Annotated in this window: 13 protein-coding genes; 2 read left to right on the top strand and 11 right to left on the bottom strand. The window is 63.3% G+C overall.

Features of this window, described 5'->3' with window-relative positions:
* Window positions 1-4: 4 nt before the first annotated feature.
* The 8 genes from QM694_RS14625 to QM694_RS14590 all read right to left on the bottom strand — a co-directional run bounded on the left by QM694_RS14625 (window position 5) and on the right by QM694_RS14590 (window position 11,080).
* A complete protein-coding gene (locus QM694_RS14625) occupies window positions 5-1,627 on the bottom strand; it encodes an alpha-D-glucose phosphate-specific phosphoglucomutase (protein ID WP_415007655.1) in 1,623 nt (540 codons plus the stop codon).
* Window positions 1,628-1,636: 9 nt separating this feature from the next.
* The gene (glgA, locus tag QM694_RS14620) at window positions 1,637-3,067 is read right to left on the bottom strand and encodes a glycogen synthase GlgA (RefSeq protein WP_415007654.1); all 1,431 of its coding nucleotides are present in this window, start codon (window positions 3,065-3,067) and stop codon (window positions 1,637-1,639) included.
* Window positions 3,064-4,329, bottom strand: coding sequence for a glucose-1-phosphate adenylyltransferase (gene glgC / locus QM694_RS14615; protein WP_415007653.1), 1,266 nt, complete (start codon window positions 4,327-4,329; stop codon window positions 3,064-3,066). Before glgC ends, glgA begins: the two co-directional genes overlap by 4 nt.
* Window positions 4,330-4,359: 30 nt before the next feature.
* Window positions 4,360-6,555 (bottom strand): 1,4-alpha-glucan branching protein GlgB, encoded by a 2,196-nt coding sequence (gene glgB, locus QM694_RS14610; protein WP_415007652.1) that lies wholly within the window; start codon window positions 6,553-6,555, stop codon window positions 4,360-4,362.
* A gap of 9 nt (window positions 6,556-6,564) precedes the next feature.
* Complete coding sequence (locus QM694_RS14605; RefSeq protein WP_415007651.1) at window positions 6,565-9,018, bottom strand: glycogen/starch/alpha-glucan phosphorylase; 2,454 nt, start codon at window positions 9,016-9,018, stop codon at window positions 6,565-6,567.
* Window positions 9,019-9,171: 153 nt separating this feature from the next.
* Window positions 9,172-10,032, bottom strand: a complete 861-nt coding sequence (locus QM694_RS14600; protein ID WP_415007650.1) for a DMT family transporter — start codon at window positions 10,030-10,032, stop codon at window positions 9,172-9,174.
* 3 nt (window positions 10,033-10,035) lie between these two features.
* A complete protein-coding gene (locus tag QM694_RS14595) occupies window positions 10,036-10,590 on the bottom strand; it encodes a HutD family protein (RefSeq protein WP_415007649.1) in 555 nt (184 codons plus the stop codon).
* 61 nt (window positions 10,591-10,651) lie between these two features.
* Window positions 10,652-11,080, bottom strand: a complete 429-nt coding sequence (locus QM694_RS14590) for a sulfocyanin-like copper-binding protein (RefSeq protein WP_415007648.1) — start codon at window positions 11,078-11,080, stop codon at window positions 10,652-10,654.
* 151 nt (window positions 11,081-11,231) lie between these two features.
* Here QM694_RS14590 and QM694_RS14585 point away from each other — a divergent pair, with 151 nt between their 5' ends.
* Both QM694_RS14585 and QM694_RS14580 read left to right on the top strand, forming a co-directional pair.
* Complete coding sequence (locus QM694_RS14585) at window positions 11,232-12,623, top strand: L-serine ammonia-lyase (protein WP_415007647.1); 1,392 nt, start codon at window positions 11,232-11,234, stop codon at window positions 12,621-12,623.
* Between the two features lie 30 nt (window positions 12,624-12,653).
* Window positions 12,654-14,429, top strand: coding sequence for an acyl-CoA dehydrogenase C-terminal domain-containing protein (locus QM694_RS14580; protein ID WP_415007646.1), 1,776 nt, complete (start codon window positions 12,654-12,656; stop codon window positions 14,427-14,429).
* A gap of 125 nt (window positions 14,430-14,554) precedes the next feature.
* On the opposite strand, the gene pgi is transcribed toward QM694_RS14580, so the two are convergent.
* The 3 genes from pgi to QM694_RS14565 all read right to left on the bottom strand — a co-directional run bounded on the left by pgi (window position 14,555) and on the right by QM694_RS14565 (window position 19,145).
* Complete coding sequence (gene pgi / locus QM694_RS14575) at window positions 14,555-16,177, bottom strand: glucose-6-phosphate isomerase (RefSeq protein ID WP_415007645.1); 1,623 nt, start codon at window positions 16,175-16,177, stop codon at window positions 14,555-14,557.
* Window positions 16,178-16,335: 158 nt separating this feature from the next.
* Window positions 16,336-18,726 (bottom strand): phenylalanine--tRNA ligase subunit beta, encoded by a 2,391-nt coding sequence (gene pheT, locus QM694_RS14570; protein WP_415007644.1) that lies wholly within the window; start codon window positions 18,724-18,726, stop codon window positions 16,336-16,338.
* Window positions 18,723-19,145: an endonuclease domain-containing protein gene (locus QM694_RS14565; RefSeq protein ID WP_415007643.1), complete on the bottom strand. Its 423-nt coding sequence runs from the start codon at window positions 19,143-19,145 to the stop codon at window positions 18,723-18,725. Before QM694_RS14565 ends, pheT begins: the two co-directional genes overlap by 4 nt.
* Window positions 19,146-19,198 lie beyond the last annotated feature (53 nt).

Below are 19,198 nucleotides of genomic sequence, written 5' to 3'. Positions count from 1 at the left end.
GCGCTCAGGTGATCACCGTCGGTTGGCTGCGCCCGGTGCGGCCATCGATATCGGCAAGGGAATGCGACAGCGTGATGAGCGGGGCGAGCGCCGTTTGCGTTTCGATGTGGAGCTTCGCCGGATCGGCTTCATAATGCTCGATATAGACGCGCAAGGTCGCGCCCTCGGTGCCGGTGCCCGAGAGGCGGTAGACGATGCGCCCGCCATTGTCGAACAGGATGCGGATGCCCTGCCCGGTGGTCGTGGATTTGTCGACGGGATCGTCATAGGCGAAATCATCCATGGCCTTGATGCCATGGGTGCCGGGGAATTTCCGGATGCTGTCGCGCAGATTGGCCATCAGCCCGTTCGCTGCGGCGGAGTCCACCGCCTCATAATCGTGGCGGGAATAATAGTTGCGGCCATAGTCGCGCCAGTGCTTGTCAACGATCGCCTCGACGCTCTCCTTGCGGCGGGCGAGGATGTTCAGCCAGAACAGCACCGCCCACACGCCATCCTTCTCGCGCACGTGGTTGGAGCCGGTGCCGGAGCTTTCCTCGCCGCAGATCGTCGCCAGCCCGGCATCGAGAAGATTGCCGAAGAACTTCCATCCCGTCGGCGTTTCATAGCATTTGATGCCGAGTTTCTCCGCCACGCGGTCCGCTGCGGCACTGGTCGGCATGGAGCGAGCGATGCCTGCCAGCCCGTCCTTGTAGGCAGGCACCAGCCGCGCATTGGCGGCGAGAAGGGCGAGTGAGTCGGATGGCGTCACGAAGCGGTTGCGGCCGATGATGAGATTGCGGTCACCATCGCCATCGGATGCGGCGCCGAGATCGGGCGCTTCCTTCGACATCAGTAGGTCATAGAGATCCTTGCAGTAGACGAGATTGGGATCGGGATGATGGCCGCCAAAATCAGGAAGCGGCGTGCCATTCACAACCGTGCCCTTTGGCGCGCCAAGAATGCCTTCGAGGATCGCCGTGGCATAGGGCCCGGTGATGGCGTGCATCGCATCGAAGCGCATGCGGAAGCCCGCCTTGAAACTCGCGGCGATCGCGTCGAAGTCGAACAGCGTCTGCATGAGCTGGGCATAGTCGGCGACGGGATCGATCACCTCGACAGTCATGCCGCCCAGTTTCGCCGTGCCGAGCTTTCCAATGTCGACGGTATCACCGGTCATGATCTTGTAGGCGGAGATGGTTTTCGTCCTGGCGAAAATCACATCGGTGATCTTTTCGGGCGCAGGGCCGCCGTTCGAGGCATTGTACTTGATGCCGAAATCGCCATCGGGGCCGCCGGGGTTATGGCTCGCCGAAAGAATGATGCCGCCGAAGGCCTTGTTCTTGCGGATGACATTGGAGGCGGCGGGCGTGGAGAGCAGCGCGTCCTTTCCCACCAGCACGCGGCCAAAGCCATTGGCGGCGGCGATGCGGATCACTTTCTCCGCCACCTCCTTGTTGAAGTAGCGGCCATCGCCGCCCAGCACCAATGTCTTCCCCGCGAAGCCGTCGAGCGAGTCGAAGATCGACTGGATGAAATTCTCCGCATAATGCGGCTGCTGGAACACCGGCACTTTCTTGCGAAGGCCCGAGGTGCCGGGCTTCTGGTCCTGAAAGGGTGTGGTGGAAACGGTTTCGATCTTGGCCATGGCGGAGACTCACGCGGTCAGGAGATTGCGGTAAAGGGCGGCATAGGCTTTGGCCGAGCGCGTCCACGACACGTCAGACGCCATGCCGCGCTGCTGGATGCCGGCCCAGGCTGAGGGATCGGCGAAGGCGCGCGACACGCGGCCCAATGTGTAGTCGAGACTCGGGCCATCGACGGGCGAGAATTGAAAACCGGTGGCGACGCCCGCTGCAAGTGCCGCGTCATTGGCGTCGATCACCGTGTCGGCGAGGCCGCCGGTGCGCGCCACCACCGGCACGCAGCCATAGCGGAGGCCATAAAGCTGCGTCAGCCCGCAGGGCTCGAAGCGCGACGGGACGAGGATCGTGTCCGCCCCCGCCTGCAAGAGATGCGAGAGCTTTTCGTCATAGCCGATCACCACGCCGATGCGTCCGGGATGGCGGCGCGAGGCATTGTGAAAGGCCTGCTCCATCTGGGGTTCCCCGGTGCCGATCAGCGCCAGCCGCGCGCCGGACTCAACCAGCGTGTCGAGCGAGGCCGAAAGAATATCCATGCCCTTCTGCCAGGTCAGGCGGCTCACCACCGCATGCAGAAGGCCGTCGCCCGCCTCGAGCCCAAATTCCTTTTCCACCGCGCGCTTGTTGGCCTTGCGGCGGGCCAGCGTCTTCGCCGTGTAGGTGGAGGCGGCAGCCTTGTCTCCTTCAGGGTTCCACACGTCGGTGTCGATGCCGTTGACGATGCCCGACACCACATCGCGCCGTGCACGGAGCAATCCGTCCAGCCCCATGCCGAAGTCGGGTGTGCAGATTTCATTGGCATAGCTCGGCGACACGGTGGTGATCGCATCGGCGGAAGCCAAGCCTCCTTTCAGATAACCGATGCTGCCATAATATTCGAGGCCGTCGATCGCAAAGGCGGCGGGCGGCAAATCGAGCGACGCAAAAATCGACGCCGGGAAGACGCCCTGAAAGGCAATGTTGTGAACCGTCAGCACGGTGGGCGGGCCGCCGCCGAAGCGCACATGCACGGCGGCCAGCGCCGCCTGCCAGTCATGGAGATGCAGCACATCGGGCGCATAGCCCTGAACGGCGCCGCGACCCACATCGACGGCGGCGCGTGCGAGGGCGGCGAAGCGCTGGGCATTGTCGGCCCAGTCCTTTCCGTCCGGCCCCAGATAGGGATTGCCCGCGCGCGTAAAGAGATGCGGCGCATCCACGGCGATGATGTCGAGGCCCTTCGCCGTGCCGGAGATCAGCCGCGCCTCGCCGCCGAACAAGGTGTCATAGCGGTAGACGGCGGTTCCCTTTTCCAGCGCCGCCATCACGGCGGGATAGCCCGGCACCATGGTGCGGGTTTCAACGCCAAGCGGCTTCAGCGCGGCAGGCAACGCGCCCACCACATCGGCCAGGCCGCCGGTCTTCACCAGCGGATAGATTTCGGAGGTGACGGCGAGAATCTTCATGAAGAGAGCTTGTCGATCATCGGCTGGGTGATGAGGCAGACGCCGTTGGCGGTGCGGCGGAAGCGCTTGCCGTCCAGCAGCGGGTCCTCGCCCACCACAAGGCCTTCGGGAATATTCACGTCGGTGTCGATCACCACCTTGCTCAGCCGCGCATGGCGGCCGATTTGCACACGCGGCAGGATCACCGCCTCCTCGACATTGGCGAAGGAGTTGATGCGAACGCCGGTGAACAGCAGCGAGCGCCGCAACCCCGCGCCTGACACGATGCAGCCGCCGGAGACCAGCGAGGATGCGGCCTGCCCGCGGCGGCCTTCCTCGTCATGCACGAATTTGGCGGGTGGCGTCACTTCGCTGTAGGTCCAGATTGGCCAGTTGTTGTCATAAAGGTCGAGCGCCGGCGTCACGTCGGTCAAGTCGATGTTGGCTTCCCAATAGGCATCCACCGTTCCCACGTCGCGCCAATAGGCCTGCGGCTCGAAATCAGAGCGCACGCAGGATTGCGTGAAGCGGTGCGCCACCGCCTTTCCGTTCTTCACGATGTGCGGAATGATGTCCTTGCCGAAATCACGGCTGGAGTTTTTATCCGCCGCATCGCGGCGCAGCTGGTCGGCGAGGAAAGCCATTTCAAAAACATAAATGCCCATCGAGGCCAGCGCCATTTCGGGCTTGCCGGGAATGCCCGGCGGGTCTTTCGGCTTTTCGAGAAAATCGGTGATGACGTCCTTGCCGTCCACAGCCATTACGCCGAAGCCCGTGGCCTCCATGCGCGGCACCTCGAGGCAGCCGATGGTCACGTCGGCGCCGGTGTCCACATGCTGCTGCAGCATCTGCTCGTAGTCCATCTTGTAGATGTGGTCACCCGCCAGCAACACGATATATTTGGGGTCATAGCCTTCGATGATGTCGAGGTTCTGATACACGGCATCGGCGGTGCCCGCATACCACTGGTCTTCCGAGACGCGCTGCGAGGCGGGGAGAATATCGAAGCTCTCATTGCGCTCGGGGCGCAGGAAGTTCCAGCCGCGCTGCAGATGGCGGATCAGGCTGTGCGCCTTGTATTGGGTGGCGACGCCGATGCGGCGGATGCCGGAGTTCAACGCATTGGAGAGCGCGAAATCGATAATGCGCGATTTGCCGCCGAAGGGCACGGCAGGTTTGGCGCGGCGGTCGGTCAGCTCCAGAAGCCTGCTGCCGCGCCCGCCCGCCAGCACATAGGCCATGGCGTCACGCGCGAGAGGGGCATTTCTCCGATGGTCGTTCATGTCCAGGCACTCCCCATTGACTCAATGTTTTTATTGTTCAGACAGAAAGTAAAGCGTTCCCAGCGGCGGCACGGTGATCAGCGCAGAGGCAGGCTTGCCATGCGAGGGCCCGGAGGAAGCCGATACGCCGCCCATGTTGCCCTTGCCGCTGCCGCCATAAATCTCCGCATCGGTGTTGAGAATTTCCCGCCATTGGCCGCCGCGCGGCAGGGGCAGCACATAGCCCTCGCGCGGCACCGGCGTGAAATTGCTCACTACAACAACAATCGCGCCGCCCTCGCCCGAGTGCCTCGCCCAGGCATAGACGGAATTGGCCTCGTCATCGGCGATCAGCCATTCAAAGCCTTCCGGTTCGCAGTCACGCGCATGAAGGGCGGGATGGCTGCGATAGAGCGTGTTGAGATCGCGCACCAGCCGCTGCATCCCGGCATGCGGGGCGTGTTCGAGCAGATGCCAGTCGAGGCTGCGGCTCTCCGTCCATTCCATCCAGGGCGCCATTTCCTGGCCCATGAACAGGAGCTTCTTTCCCGGATAGCCCCACATGAATCCGTAATAGGCACGGAGATTGGCGAATTTCTGCCAGTCATCGCCCGCCATCTTGGCCAAAAGCGATCCCTTGCCGTGCACCACCTCGTCATGGGAGAGCGGCAGCACGAAATTTTCCGAAAAGGCATAGAGCAGGCCAAAGGTCAGCTCGTGGTGATGATGCCTGCGGTGCACGGGATCGCGTTTCAGATATTCCAGCGTATCGTGCATGAAGCCCATGTTCCACTTGAAGCCGAAGCCCAGCCCGCCGGTGTGCGTCGGTTTCGACACGCCGGGAAAGGCGGTCGACTCTTCGGCAATCGTCACCGCGCCCGGCGAATGGCCATAGGCCTCATGGTTCATGCGCTGCAGAAAGGCGATGGCCTCGAGATTTTCGCGGCCGCCGAACTGATTGGGAATCCACTCGCCTTCCTTGCGGGAGTAATCGAGATAAAGCATCGAGGCCACGGCATCGACGCGCAGCCCATCGAGGTGATAACGCTCCAGCCAGAACAGCGCGTTGTTGATGAGATAGCTCTGCACCTCGCGGCGGCCAAAATTATAGATCGCCGTGTTCCAGTCGGGATGATAGCCCTGCCGTGGATCGGCGTGCTCATAAAGCGCCGTGCCGTCGAAGCGTGAAAGCCCGTGCTCATCGGTCGGGAAATGGGCGGGCACCCAATCAAGAATGACGCCGACCCCTGCCTTGTGCGCGGCATCGACGAAGCGCGCGAAGCCGTGCGGATCGCCAAAGCGCGAGGTCGGCGCGAAGAGGCCTGTCGGCTGATAGCCCCATGAGGGATCGAAGGGGTGCTCGGTGATGGGCAGCAGTTCGATATGGGTGAAGCCCATCCACACCACATAGGGGATCAGGTCCGCCGCCAGATCATCATAAGTCAGGAACGTGTTGCCATCCTTGCGCTTCCATGAGCCCAGATGCACTTCATAGACGGACATGGGCGAACGGCGCGGATCGCGGCCAGCGCGGGCTTTCAGATAGGGTTCATCGCTCCAGTAAAAATTATCGGTGCGCGCCACGCGCGACGCGGTGTTGGGCCGAAGTTCGGAAAAGAAGCCATAAGGATCGGCTTTCAGCGGCAGCAGGGCGCCGCCCGGTCCCAGCAGCTCGAACTTGTAGCCCTGCCCCTCGGCAGCGCCGGGGATGAAGATTTCCCACACGCCGATGTCCATGCGCTTCCGCATCACATGGCGGCGGCCGTCCCAGTTGTTGAAGTCGCCGATCACCGACACGCGCTCGGCATTGGGCGCCCAGACGGCGAAGTGAACGCCCTCCGCCCCCTCATGCGTCATGGGATGGGCGCCCATCTTGTCATAGAGTCTCAGGTGCGTGCCTTCGGCGAGGAAATAATCATCCATCGGCCCCAGCACAGGGCCCAGCACATAAGGATCGATCAGCTGCCAGCGGTCCTTCCCACGCGCCGCTTCATAGCGGATGGTCTCGCGGTCCTTGAGCTTCAGAGCACCTTCAAAGAACCCCGCCTCATGGCGGCGCTCCAGTTCGCCCAAGGGCTTGCCATCCAGTGTCGTGGCGGACAACGTTTCAGCGCCCGGCACGAAGGCGCGGGCAATCCAGCTCCTGCCGGATTTATGAAGGCCAAGCCGCTTGAACGGATCGCCGTGGCGCCCCTCGACAATCGCCGCGATTTCTGCGCCATCGGTTGTCCACGGCGTCTTGGCCATCACCGTCTCCTAGGCTGAGGGCACATTCCAGATATCGCGGGCATATTCCCGGATTGTCCGGTCGGACGAGAACCAGCCCATGTTCACCGTATTGAGGATTGCCTTTGCCGTCCAGTCCCCCGGATTGCGCCAGATCGCATCCACATCGCGCTGTGTCTTTGCATAGGCCTCGAAGTCGGACGCCACCATGAACCAGTCACCGTGATAAAGACTGTCCACAATCGGGCGGTAGCGGCCATTGTCGCCGGGCGACCAGAGACCGGAGGACAGCGCATCCACCACGCCCTTGAGGTCGGTTGAGGCGGAAATCACCGCGCCCGCGTCCACGCCCTGGCGGCGGCGGTCTTCCACCTCCTGGGCGGTCAATCCGAAGATCATGATGTTGTCCTTGCCGACATGCTCGAGCATTTCGACATTGGCGCCGTCCAGCGTGCCGATGGTCAACGCGCCATTGAGGCCGAACTTCATGTTGCCGGTGCCGGAGGCTTCCATGCCGGCGGTCGAAATCTGCTCGGAGAGATCGGCGGCGGGCACGATCATCTCGGCCAGGCTCACATTGTAGTTGGGGATGAAGGCCACCTTCAGCAGGTCGCCGATATCGGGATCGCTGTTGACGATTTTCGCCACGTCATTGATGAGCTTGATGATGAGCTTGGCCTGCGCATAGCTCGGCGCCGCCTTGCCGGCGAAAATCTTGACGCGCGGCACCCATGGCCTGTCGGGGTGGGCGCGCATGGAATTGTAGAGCGCGATCGTTTCGAGAATGTTCAGAAGCTGACGCTTGTATTCATGGATGCGCTTCACCTGCACGTCGAACATGGCGGAGGGATCGACCTTGATGCCCATGCGCTCATTGATGAGATTGGCCAGCGCCACCTTGTTCTCGCGCTTGATGGCGGCGAATTTTTCCTTGAACACCGCGTCATTCGCGAAGGGCTGAGCCTCGGTCAGCAGTTCGGCATTGTCGAGAACCTTCGCGCCGATCGCGCCGCACAGAAGATCGGCGAGCTTCGGATTGATATCGAGCAGCCAGCGCCTCGGCGTGATGCCGTTGGTCTTGTTGTTGATGCGGCCGGGATAGAGCATGTTCAGGTCGTGGAACACGCTCTCCTTCATCAGCGAGGTGTGAAGGGCCGAGACGCCGTTGATCGAATGCGAGCCCACGAAGGCGAGCTGCCCCATGCGCACGCGGCGGCCGCTGTTCTCATCGATAAGCGACACGGAGGAGAGAAATTCCGGCGTGCAGGCCGGCAAGGCCTGCGCATCGGCAATCAGCGCGGCGTTGATGGCGTAGACGATCTGCATGTGGCGCGGCAGAAGCTGCTCGAAGAGATGCACGGGCCAGCTTTCCAGCGCCTCGGGCAGCAGCGTGTGGTTGGTGTAGGAGATGACGCCCTGGGTGATCGCCCAGGCATCCTTCCACACCAGCCCGTGCACATCCATGAGCAGGCGCATCAGTTCGGCCACGGCGATCGAGGGGTGAGTGTCGTTCAACTGCACCGAAACTTTTTCCGCCAGGTTGCGCACGTCCTTATATTGCTGGATGTGGCGGCGGAGAATGTCCTGCAGCGAGGCAGAGGTGAAGAAGAACTCCTGCCTGAGGCGCAGTTCCTGCCCCGCCGGCGTTGAATCCGATGGGTAAAGCACATTGGTGATGACGTCGGCCTTGTTGGCGGCGGACAGGGCCGCGCCATAGTCGCCGCTGTTGAAGGCATCGAGGCGGATGGGATCGAGCGCGCGGGCCATCCACAGGCGGAGCGTGTTCACGCGCTTGCCGCGCCAGCCGACCATCGGCGTGTCGCAGGCCACCGCCATCAGCTTTTCAGCCGGGTTCCAGCTGCGCCGCTGCTTGCCGTCGGGCGCCGTCTCAAGCGAAACCTGGCCGCCGAAACCGATTTCATAGGCGGCTTCGCGGCGCGGGAATTCCCAGGCATTGCCGTTTTCCAGCCAGTCCTCGGGCAATTCCATCTGCCAGCCATCGACGATCTTCTGGCGGAACAGGCCGTGGTCATAGCGGATGCCATAGCCGTAAGCGGGAATATCGAGGCTCGCCATGCTCTCCATGAAACAGGCGGCGAGGCGGCCCAGGCCGCCATTGCCGAGCGCCGCATCGGGCTCGAGCAATTCCACCAGGTCGAGCTTCACGCCCAGATTGGCGAGGGCCTGCTGGAAGGCATCGGTGAGCCTCAGATTGCTCAGCGCATCGCGCAAGAGCCTGCCGATCAGGAATTCCAGCGAGAGATAATAGACGCGCTTCACCTGCGCCTGATAGGCGGCGCGGGTCGAACTCATCCAGTGATCGATGATGCGGTCGCGCAGCGCCAGGATGGTGGCGTTCAGCCAGTCATGATCCTTGGCGACAATCGGATCCTTGCCGATCGCATAGGCGAGCTTTTCGAGAATTTCGGCCTGGATGGTGGCGGCATCGCTGCCGCGCGGGGCGGGCTGTGACAGGCGTGGCATGGCTTGGCTCTCCAAATCGGAACCCCTGACGGTTTCGGGGGTCATCGGCTTCATCATGGTCACGTCATCCTTCACAATTTTGACAGTTTCGGCCAGTCCGAATAATTTGTCAATCCGCGTGATTTATTGCAAAATCTGCCTGATATTTCAGCGTCACGCCGGGAAGGCGAGCAATGCCACGCCGCCGACGATCAGGAAGATGCCGAGCCATTGCGGCAGCGACACCTGCTCCTTGAGAAACTGCCGCGACAGCAGCACGGCAATCGCCCCGTAAGCTGCGATGCCGACGGCGGCGAAGGCCTTGTCCGGCAGAAGCCCCGCGGCATTCACCACCACCAGCGCCGCCACATCGAGCACCGCCATGATGCAGAGGCCCAGCCAGTGGCGGGGCGCCATGGCGCCGCCCGGCTTCTCGCGCGCGCAGAAGGGCAGCAGTGCCAGAAACGCCAGCGGGCGCGAAATCCACGCCGTCTCGGTTTCGCCCAGAGCGGTAGCCGTGGCCTGCCCGGCGATCACCGCCGCCGCGAGGCCGAAGGCGGAGAGCGCGCAGAAGAAAAAGAACGGCAGCACATTCGCCCTCTCGATCTCGGCAAAGCCGTCCTCTTCGCCGCCCCGCGCCACCACCGCCGCGCCGCCGATCACCAGCGCGGTGCCGAGAAGCTGGACGAGACTCGGCGTCACGCCTGTTACGACCGCCCACAGGAACACCAGCAGCGGATAGGTCGAGGTGAGCGGCGCCACCAGCGAGATCGGCCCCAGGCTGAAGGCGCGGAACAAGGCCCCCACGCCAATGCCATAGGCAAGGCCGCCCAGCCCCGCGAGCAGCATCTGATCGCGCGGCAGGCCGGTGGGCCAGCCTTTCGCCGCCACGACAATGGTGAGCAGCACCGTTCCGATCGCCATCACCCAGGCCGCCATGCGGAATGGCCCGACGCGCGCCGCGAGGCTCCGTGCGAAGAGATCGTGGGTCGACCAGAAGACGGCGGCGATCACGCCATAGAAGACAGACGGCATGCGTCAGGCTCCCGCAGGCGAAAGATCAGCCACATAGAGAAGGCCATCGCCTTCAGCACGCGAAGACCCATGGAGCAAAGCGGCATCGCCCGCATGCAATTTCAAGCCATCGACGAGGGTTTCGCCCTTCAGCGCAAACAGCAGCGATAAGCCCTGATGTGTAATCGGCGTGCCTCCACGATGCACGCTCACGACGGCGGTCCATTTTCCCCGCGCGAGGAACAGGTTCAGCGCCCGGCACGGGCCGCCGCGCAGCGTGCAATGGGTTGGCGCATCGCCGGGAAAGCGCACCGGCCGGTTCGCCTCACCCACCGCAATCCGCCCATGGCCCGCGACATCGAGATCAAGCCCGTCGCCGTCGAGCAGCATGAAAACCCGGTCTACCTTCTCATAGGCCGAGAAGGGCACATCGCTGTCGATGCGCGCGATGGCGAAACGCCAGTTGAAATCATGGAATCCCGCTCCGTGCGGATCGCTGGCAATATCCCAGGACACGCCAAGGCCATTCAGCCAGCGTCCCTCGCGAAAGCCTTGTGCAGGCAGAACAGTCAGCGCCATTGAGATCCCCCGGCTCGGGTGATCGCAGACTTCCAGCCCCGTTACAAGCAGGCGGAAAGCGTTATTTGGCGACCGTGAACTTCGTATACATGCCCGCCTCGAAATGCCCCTTTATATTGCACAGGAGCATATAGCTGCCGGGCGTCAGTGTGGCTTTCAATTCACCCGATGCGCCGGGCTTGAGGTGGGACACTTCACCGAGCGATTTCAGCTTCGATTCGTCGATCCGGTGTTTGCCGGGCACCACGGCGATCTGCTGGTCAGCCGACTTCAGATGCACCAGAACCATTTCATGCGTCTCGGTCATCGCGTCATTGGTGACCTTGAACACTACAGACCCCGCCGGCAGTTCCGTCTTGTCCATCTCGATCTTCATGGCGCCACCGCCTTCGCCCAATTCCTTCACCGTCACCACGGTGGGCGTTGCGGCGAAAGCGAGGCCGGAGGTAAGCGTCAGGACAAACAGGGCAGGCGCAAAAAGGCGGTTCATGGATTGAGTCTCCTGATGAAAGCGGCAGTCCAGCCGAATACGCCCGCGCGGAACAGTTAATTCCCGGTCATGCGCTTTTCTGCATCCGCATGCCGCTCCGGTATTTTGGACTATGGGGCGGAACAGGCTAGTGTGCGGTTCGAGGCAACCCATGTTTCTTTCCGTTTTCGACCTGTTCAAGATCGGCATCGGCCCGTCCAGTTCGCACACCGTGGGCCCCATGGTGGCGGCGCGGCGGTTTCTGGAGCTGGCGGGCAATCATTCCTTTCCCGATACCGGCCGCCTCACCGCCACGCTGCATGGCTCGCTGGCCTTCACCGGCAAGGGCCACGGCACCGACCGCGCCGTGGTGCTGGGGCTGGCGGGCGAGACGCCGGATGGCATCGATCCGGCGCGCGTCGAAGCCATTGGCCGCGAGATGGCGGAGCGCGGCCATGTCACGCTCGCCAATGGCCATGCCATCGCCTTCGATCCGGCGCGCGATGTGATCTTCGATTTTGGCCCCGCCCTTCCCGGCCATGCCAATGCACTGGTGTTCCGCATTCTCGATGACGACAACAACACGCTTCTGTTAGAAACCTATTATTCGATCGGCGGCGGCTTCGTGCAGAACGAGGCGGAGCGGCTTGCGGCGCTGGCCGACGACAAGAAAGCCGCCACGCCACACCTCAACGTGCCCTATCCGTTTTCGAGCGCCGCCGAGATGCTGGCGATGGGCAGCGCCTCCCAACTCACCATCGCGCAGATGAAGCGCGCCAATGAATCGCACGCCATGCCGGAAGCCACGCTCGACCAGCGGCTTGACCGCGTCTGGTCGGCGATGAACGCCTGCATGGAACGCGGCCTCACCATCGGCGGCACGCTGCCCGGCGGCTTGAAGATCAAGCGCCGCGCGCCGGAGATCCTGCGCAAGCTGAAAGAGGAACAGGGCGGCAATGCCATCCAGCCGCATAGGGTGATGGACTGGCTCTCCGTCTATGCCATGGCGGTGAACGAGGAGAATGCGGCGGGCGGCAAGGTCGTCACCGCGCCCACCAATGGCGCGGCCGGCGTCATGCCCGCCACCATCCGCTATTATCTCGATCATTGCGTGGGGGCGGACCAGGCGGGCATCCGCACCTTCCTGCTCGCCTCGGCGGCGATCGGCGGCATCATCAAGCACAATGCCTCGATCTCGGGCGCCGAAGTGGGCTGCCAGGGCGAAGTCGGTTCCGCGTCGGCCATGGCGGCGGCGGGCCTCTGCGCAGCACTTGGCGGCACCAATGAGCAGGTTGAAAACGCCGCCGAGATCGCGCTCGAGCATCATCTCGGCATGACCTGCGATCCGGTCGGCGGCCTCGTGCAGGTGCCCTGCATCGAGCGCAATGCGTTCGGCGCGGTAAAGGCCGTCACGGCGGCCTCGCTGGCGCTTCGCGGTGACGGCGCGCATTTCGTGCCGCTCGACAATTGCGTCGAGACCATGCGGCAGACCGGCATCGACATGAGCGAACGCTACAAGGAAACCTCCACCGGCGGGCTTGCCGTCAATGTGGTGGAGTGCTGAACTCCCATTTTTCACGCCGGACCCTCGCCCATGCCCTCCTATGCCGCACCGCTCCGCGATTATGAATTCTGCCTCTATGAGCTTCTCGATTTCGAAAGCCATCGCGCGCTGCCGGGTTTTGAGGAGTTTTCGCCCGATGTGGTGAAGCCGGTGCTGGAGCAGGCGGCGAAGTTCACCTCCGATGTGCTCTATCCCTTGAACCGCGTGGGAGACGAGGAAGGCTGCACGCTGAACGGCGGCAAGGTCACCACGCCCAAGGGGTTCAAGGAGGCTTACAGGCTTCTGTGCGAAGGCGGCTGGCCTTCGCTCACCTGCGATCCGCAGGATGGCGGTGCGGGCATGCCGCACATGGTCAATTTCCTGTTCGAGGAAATGATGTGCGCCGCCTCTCTTTCCTTCGGTCTGTTTCCGGGTCTCACGCGCGGCGCCTATGTGGCGGTTCGTCAATTCGGTTCGCACGCGCAGCGCGCCCTCTATGCGCCGAAGCTGGCGAGCGGCGAATGGGCGGGCTCCATGTGCCTCACCGAAGCCCATGCCGGCACCGATCTCGGCCTTCTTAAAACGCAAGCGGTCCCCAAGGCCGATGGCGCTTATGCGATCACCGGCACCAAGATTTTCATTTCGGCGGGCGAGCATGATTTCACGCCCAACATCATCTACCTCGTGCTGGCGCGGCTCCCCGATGCGCCAAAGGGCACAAAGGGCATCAGCCTCTTCCTCGTTCCCAAAGTGCTGGTCAATGCCGATGGTTCGCTGGGCGCGCGCAACGCCGTGTCGTGCGGCGCGCTGGAAGAGAAGATGGGCATTCACGGCTGCCCCACCTGCGTGATGAATTTCGATGGCGCCATCGGCTGGCTGGTGGGCGAGCCGCATCAGGGACTCAAAGCGATGTTCGCGATGATGAATGCCGAGCGCATCGCGGTGGGCATTCAGGGCCTCGCCATTGCGGAGGCCTCCTATCAAAACGCCGTCGCCTATGCGCGCGAGCGGTTGCAGGGCCGGGCACCCGGCGCAGCGCGCGATGCGGCAGGCCCCGCCGATCCGATTCTCGTTCATCCCGATGTGCGGCGCATGCTGCTCACGCAACGGGCGTTGATCGAAAGCTGCCGCATGCTGGCACTCGCCACCGCGCAATGGCTTGACCGCGCGGACCATGGCACGACGGCTGACGCGCGCGCGGAGGCCGAAGCGCGCATGGCGCTCCTGACCCCCATCGTCAAGGCCTTCCTCACCGATTGCGGCAGCGAGGCCGCCAACCTTGGCATGCAGGTGCTGGGCGGCCACGGCTTCATCCGCGCCAACGGGCAGGAGCAATATGTGCGGGATGCCCGCATCACGCAGATCTATGAAGGCACCAATGGCGTGCAGGCCATGGATCTTCTGGGCCGCAAGATCCTGGCCGACGGCGGCGTCACGCTGAAAGCCGTGCTGCAGCCACTCGAAGCCGACGCGCTCACAAAAAGCGTTGACCCGCGCCTCGCCGAATTTGCCAAGCCCGCGCTCGCCGCGCTCAATCTCCTGCAATCGGTCACGGCCCGGATCATCGAGCGCGCCAAAACCGATCCCGCCGCCACGGGCGCTGCCGCCGTGCCCTATCTCAAGCTCCTCGCGCTCACACTGTGCGCCGGCCACTGGCTGCGGGCGGTGGAAATGTCCCTGCCGCGCGGCAACGAGGAATTCTACCGCGCCAAGATCGCCACGGCGCGCTTCTTCATGACATCGATCCTGCCGCAAACCCAGGCGCTGGCCGAGGTGATCGCCGCAGGCTCAGCGCCCGTCATGGATTTCGAAGACGCGGCGTTTTGAGCCCACTCAATGTCCGTCACCCCCGCGCAGGCGGGGGCCCCGCTTTACTTGGTAGATTGCGGAACATCGCAGCGGGTTTCCCGCCTGCGCGGGAATGACGGATGTTGAGTCAAACCTTCAGAAAATCACCGCAGCCCGTTCAAATAATCCACCAGCCCCGCCGTCGAGGCATCAAGGCGTTCGGTTCCGGTCTTGCCTTCGATCACCGGCTGCAGTGCGGTCGCCAATTCCTTGCCAAGCTCCACGCCCCACTGGTCGAAGGAGTTGATGTCCCACACCACGCCTTCGGTGAAGACGCGATGTTCGTAGAGCGCGATCAGCCGTCCCAGCGTGAAGGGATCGAGCTGCCGGTAGGCGATCGTCAGCGTCGGGCGGTTGCCGGTGAAGACGCGGTGCGGCGCGAGGCGTTCAACCTCCGCCTTGCTCTTGCCCATCGACAGAAGCTGCGCCTTCGCCTCCTTCAGCGTGCGGCCGCGCATGAAGGCCTGCGATTGCGCCACGCAATTGGCGAGAAGCAGCGTCTGGTGAATGGGCATGTTGGTTTCATGCGGCACGGCGCCGATCAGCAGTTCCAGCGGAATCACATTGGTGCCCTGGTGCAGAAGCTGGAAGAAGGCATGCTGGCCATTGGTGCCGGGCTCGCCCCATACGATGGGGCCGGTGGCGAGCTTCGATTCTTCGCCGTCTTTCCGCACATGCTTGCCGTTCGATTCCATGTCGAGCTGCTGCAGATAGGCAGGAAAGCGCGACATGCGCTGGTCATAGGGAATGATGGCGCGCGAGGGATAATTGCAGATGTTCCGGTGCCAGATGCCGATCAAGCCCATCAGCATCGGCAGGTTTTCGAGAACCGGGGCTTCGCGGAAATGCCTGTCCATCGCGAAACCGCCTTCGAGGAAGCGGATGAAATTCTGCGGGCCAATGGCGATCATCAGCGGCAGGCCGATCGCCGACCAGATGGAATAGCGCCCGCCCACCCAGTCCCAGAAGCCAAAGATACGGTCTTCCGAAATGCCGAAGGCCTTCACCTTGTCGATGGCCGTCGAGATCGCCGCGAAGTGGCGGCCCACATGCTCCTCGCCCAGCTTCTCCGCGATCCACGCCCGCGCGGTGCGCGCATTGGTCATCGTCTCGATGGTGGTGAAGGTTTTCGAGGCGATGAGGAACAGCGTGGTTTCGGGATTGAGCGTTTTGATGGTGTCGGCGATATGCGCGCCGTCGACGTTCGACACATAATGGGCGCGCGGGCCATCGTGATAGGGGGCGAGCGCCAGCGTCGTCATGGCGGGCCCCAGATCCGAGCCGCCAATGCCGATGTTCACGATATCGGTGATGGCGCTGGCACGGATTTCATCGGCAAAGCGGGCCATGGCGGCCAGCACCGCATTCACCTCCGGCATCACGTCCTTGCCGTCCACCAGCACCGGCGTATTGGCACGGTTGCGGAGTGCGGTGTGCAGCACGGCGCGATGTTCGGTGGTGTTGATGATGGCGCCCGCGAACATCTTATCGCGCATCTCCTCGACGCGCGCGGCTTTCGCAAGTTCCGCCAACAGCTTCATGGTGCGGGCATTAATGGCGCATTTCGAATAATCGAGCAGCAGGTCGTCAAGCCTGGCCGAGAAGGATTGAAAACGCTTGGGGTCCTTGGTGAAGGCCTGCCGCATGTCGGCGGGCGCGCCCTTCTTGCGGTGCGCCGCCAGTTCACGAAGGGCCTTGCCGACATCCGCCTTGACTGCCTTGGCCATGCTCACACCTCTTGTTCCGCCATCATTACATCCTTCTCCCCCTGCGGGAGAAGGTGCCCCGCGAGGGGCGGATGAGGGGTCGCGCTGGCGTCTGCCGCCCACCCCCTCATCCGGCGCTTCGCGCCACCTTCCCCCGCGAGGGGGGAAGGGCAGTCTCATCAGCTTCTCAATGTTGCGCCGGTTGCCTTCTTCACCATCTCGACAATCCTTGACGATACTGCGTCGATCTCGGCGTCCGTCAAGGTTTTCTCGCGGGGGCTGAGCGTCACCTCAAGAGCCAGAGACGTCTTGCCGCCCTCCAGCCTGAACACGTCGAACACCGCCGCATCGCTGATCAGCGCCTTGTCCGCGCCCTTGGCCGCCTTCACCAGCTTGTCGGCCTCGACGGCATCATCAACCACGAAGGCGAAATCGCGCGTCAGCGGCATCAGGCCTGAGGCATTCAGCGCCGCGCGGGTGGCGCTCTTGGCCTTGGAGCCGGGAATGGCGTTCAGCACCACCTCGAAGGCAACGAGCGGGCCTTTCACATCGAGTGCCGCCAGAATGCGCGGATGAATTTCACCGAAATGCGCGAGCTGATTCTTCGGCCCCATCTGGATGGTGCCGGAGCGGCCGGGGTGATACCAGGCGGGCGCACCGCTCACCACCTGCACCGTGGCGACGGGCGCACCCGCCGCCTCCAGCACCGCCAGCGCATCGGCCTTGGCGTCGAAGGCATCGACAGGCCTCGCTCCGCCCAGCCAGTTGCGCGGCACGGCATCGCCCCGGCGGATGCCTCCGGCCCTCAGCGTTTCATCCTGCGGACGGTCGCCCGCATAGGCATGTCCCACTTCGCAAAGCTGCAGGTCGCCGAAACCGCGCGCCATATTGCGCCCCGCCGCCGTGATGAGATTGGGCAGCAAGGAGGGCCGCATGTCGCTCAATTCAGACGAAATCGGATTAGCGAGGCGCAATGCCTCCTGCCCGCCTCCGAAGAGTTCGGCCTGAAAGTGCGGCAGGAACGACCATGTCACCGCCTCGTTGAAGCCCCGCGCGGCGAGCGTGCGCCGCGCCGCCAGCATGCGCTTCTGCAGCGGGTTCAGCACCGGCTTCGCCACCGGATTGGCGCGTTCCATGGGCGCTTCGGGAATGGTGTCGAGGCCAATGATGCGGCACACCTCTTCCACGAGATCGGCCTCGCCGTTGACATCGGGACGCCAGCTTGGCACGGCGCAGGAAAGTCCCGCCGCCGTTTCGGTGACGCCGAAGCCCAGGGCTTCGAGAATGCGCTTTTGCTCCGTCAACGGAACATCAACGCCGCCCAGCGATTTCACCCGCGAGGATCTCAGCGTGAAGCTCCGCGCCATGTCGGGGGCCTTGCCGGCGATCACCAGATCGGAGGCCTCGCCACCGCAGAGATCGAGAATCATGCGCGTGGCAATTTCCGCGCCGATTGCCGTGAAGGCCGGATCGACGCCGCGCTCGAAGCGGTAGCGCGCATCGGAGGTGATGCCGAGCTTGCGGCCCGTCGCCGCCGTGCGCAGCGGATCGAAATAGGCGGCTTCGAGGAACACGTCGGCCGTCCCCTCGGAACAGCCCGAGGCCTCGCCGCCCATGATGCCGGCAATGCCTTCAGCTTCCGCGTCATCGGCGATCACCGTCATGGCAGAGGTGAGCGTGTAGGACTTGCCGTCCAGCGCCAGGATGGTTTCACCGTCCTTCGCCATGCGGGCATGGATATTGCCCTTCACCTTCGCCGCGTCGAAAACATGCAGCGGACGATTGTAAGTAAAGGTCATATAGTTGGTGATGTCGACCAGCGCCGAAATGGGCCTGAGGCCAATCGCCTTCAGCCGCCGCTTCAGCCATTCGGGCGAGGGGCCGTTCTTCACGCCCCTGATGTAGCGCCCCACGAACAGCGGGCACGGCGCATTGTCACCGCCGAAATCAAGCGACACCGTGATGGGCGAGGCGAAGCCGCCCTTCACCGGCGCGGCGTCATAGGGCTTGAGCGTGCCCAGCCCCTTGGCCGCCAGATCACGGGCAATGCCGTGAATGCCCAGCGCATCGGGGCGGTTCGGCGTCACCTTCACATAGATCATCGGATCGTCGAGGCCCAAGGCCACCACGGCGGGCGTGCCCACCGGCCATTTTTCATCCACCTCGATGATGCCATTGTGCTCGTCGGAGATCAGCAATTCGCGCTCCGAACACAGCATGCCTTGTGATTCAGAACCCCGGATCACGCCCTTTTCCAGCGTGATCTTCGTTCCGGGAATGAAGGCGCCGGGCAGCGCGATGATGCCCTTGATGCCAGTGCGCGCATTGGGAGCGCCGCACACCACCTGGATTTCGCCACCTTCGGTTTCGACGCGGCAGAGCCTCAGCTTGTCGGCATTGGGATGCTTCACGGCCTCGATGACATAGCCCACCTTGAAGGGGGCCAGCGCCTTGGTGCTGTCGGACACCTCCTCCACTTCGAGGCCAACGCCAACCAGCCCCTCGGTGATCTCATCGAGCGAGGCGGTGGTGTCGAGATGATCCTTGAGCCAGGACAGGGTGAATTTCATGATGTTCTCCTAAGTCCTCTCCCGCCTGCGGGAGAGGAGGGGGACCCGCCGTCAGGCGGGGAAGGTGAGGGGCCTTGGCCGAGGGCCAGGTGAATGAGCGTCAGCACTTCGTCCATGCCGTGCAGAACTTCCTCATTGCCAAAGCGCATGACGCGATAGCCCAGCTGCCCAAGCTTCTGCGTCCGCGCGGCGTCATAGTTCACTTCGGCTGCGGTTGAATGCGTCTCGCCATCAACCTCGATGACCAGCCCGTTTTCACGGCACACAAAATCAACGATGAAGGGATCGAGAGGCTGCCGTCTCACGAACTTGAAGCCGCCAAGCCGCCGTCCCCGCAACTGTTCCCACAGGCGTTTTTCAGCAGGCGATTCTGCTTGCCGGAGCTTCCGGGCAAATGTCGTCTTCGCACCTTCACGCATGCTTCCACGGCCCCTCACCTCCCCCATTGCCATGCAATGGAGCCCCTTCCTCT

It is taken from the genome of Aestuariivirga sp. (assembly GCF_047602625.1).
In the GTDB taxonomy this organism is placed as follows: Bacteria; Pseudomonadota; Alphaproteobacteria; order Rhizobiales; family Aestuariivirgaceae; genus Aestuariivirga.
Note: the sequence above shows the minus strand (reverse complement) of the source record. Positions and strands in the feature narration are given on the sequence as shown.

Bases quoted from the DNA above. Each gene is read 5' to 3' on its own strand.
- QM694_RS14585 (WP_415007647.1), top strand. From the start codon at position 11,232: ATGTTTCTTTCCGTTTTCGACCTGTTCAAGATCGGCATCGGCCCGTCC.
- pheT (WP_415007644.1), bottom strand. From the start codon at position 18,726: ATGAAATTCACCCTGTCCTGGCTCAAGGATCATCTCGACACCACCGCC.
- QM694_RS14595 (WP_415007649.1), bottom strand. From the start codon at position 10,590: ATGGCGCTGACTGTTCTGCCTGCACAAGGCTTTCGCGAGGGACGCTGG.
- glgC (WP_415007653.1), bottom strand. From the start codon at position 4,329: ATGAACGACCATCGGAGAAATGCCCCTCTCGCGCGTGACGCCATGGCC.
- QM694_RS14605 (WP_415007651.1), bottom strand. From the start codon at position 9,018: ATGCCACGCCTGTCACAGCCCGCCCCGCGCGGCAGCGATGCCGCCACC.
- pgi (WP_415007645.1), bottom strand. From the start codon at position 16,177: ATGGCCAAGGCAGTCAAGGCGGATGTCGGCAAGGCCCTTCGTGAACTG.
- glgB (WP_415007652.1), bottom strand. From the start codon at position 6,555: ATGGCCAAGACGCCGTGGACAACCGATGGCGCAGAAATCGCGGCGATT.
- glgA (WP_415007654.1), bottom strand. From the start codon at position 3,067: ATGAAGATTCTCGCCGTCACCTCCGAAATCTATCCGCTGGTGAAGACC.
- QM694_RS14580 (WP_415007646.1), top strand. From the start codon at position 12,654: ATGCCCTCCTATGCCGCACCGCTCCGCGATTATGAATTCTGCCTCTAT.
- QM694_RS14600 (WP_415007650.1), bottom strand. From the start codon at position 10,032: ATGCCGTCTGTCTTCTATGGCGTGATCGCCGCCGTCTTCTGGTCGACC.
- QM694_RS14590 (WP_415007648.1), bottom strand. From the start codon at position 11,080: ATGAACCGCCTTTTTGCGCCTGCCCTGTTTGTCCTGACGCTTACCTCC.
- QM694_RS14565 (WP_415007643.1), bottom strand. From the start codon at position 19,145: ATGCGTGAAGGTGCGAAGACGACATTTGCCCGGAAGCTCCGGCAAGCA.
- QM694_RS14625 (WP_415007655.1), bottom strand. From the start codon at position 1,627: ATGGCCAAGATCGAAACCGTTTCCACCACACCCTTTCAGGACCAGAAG.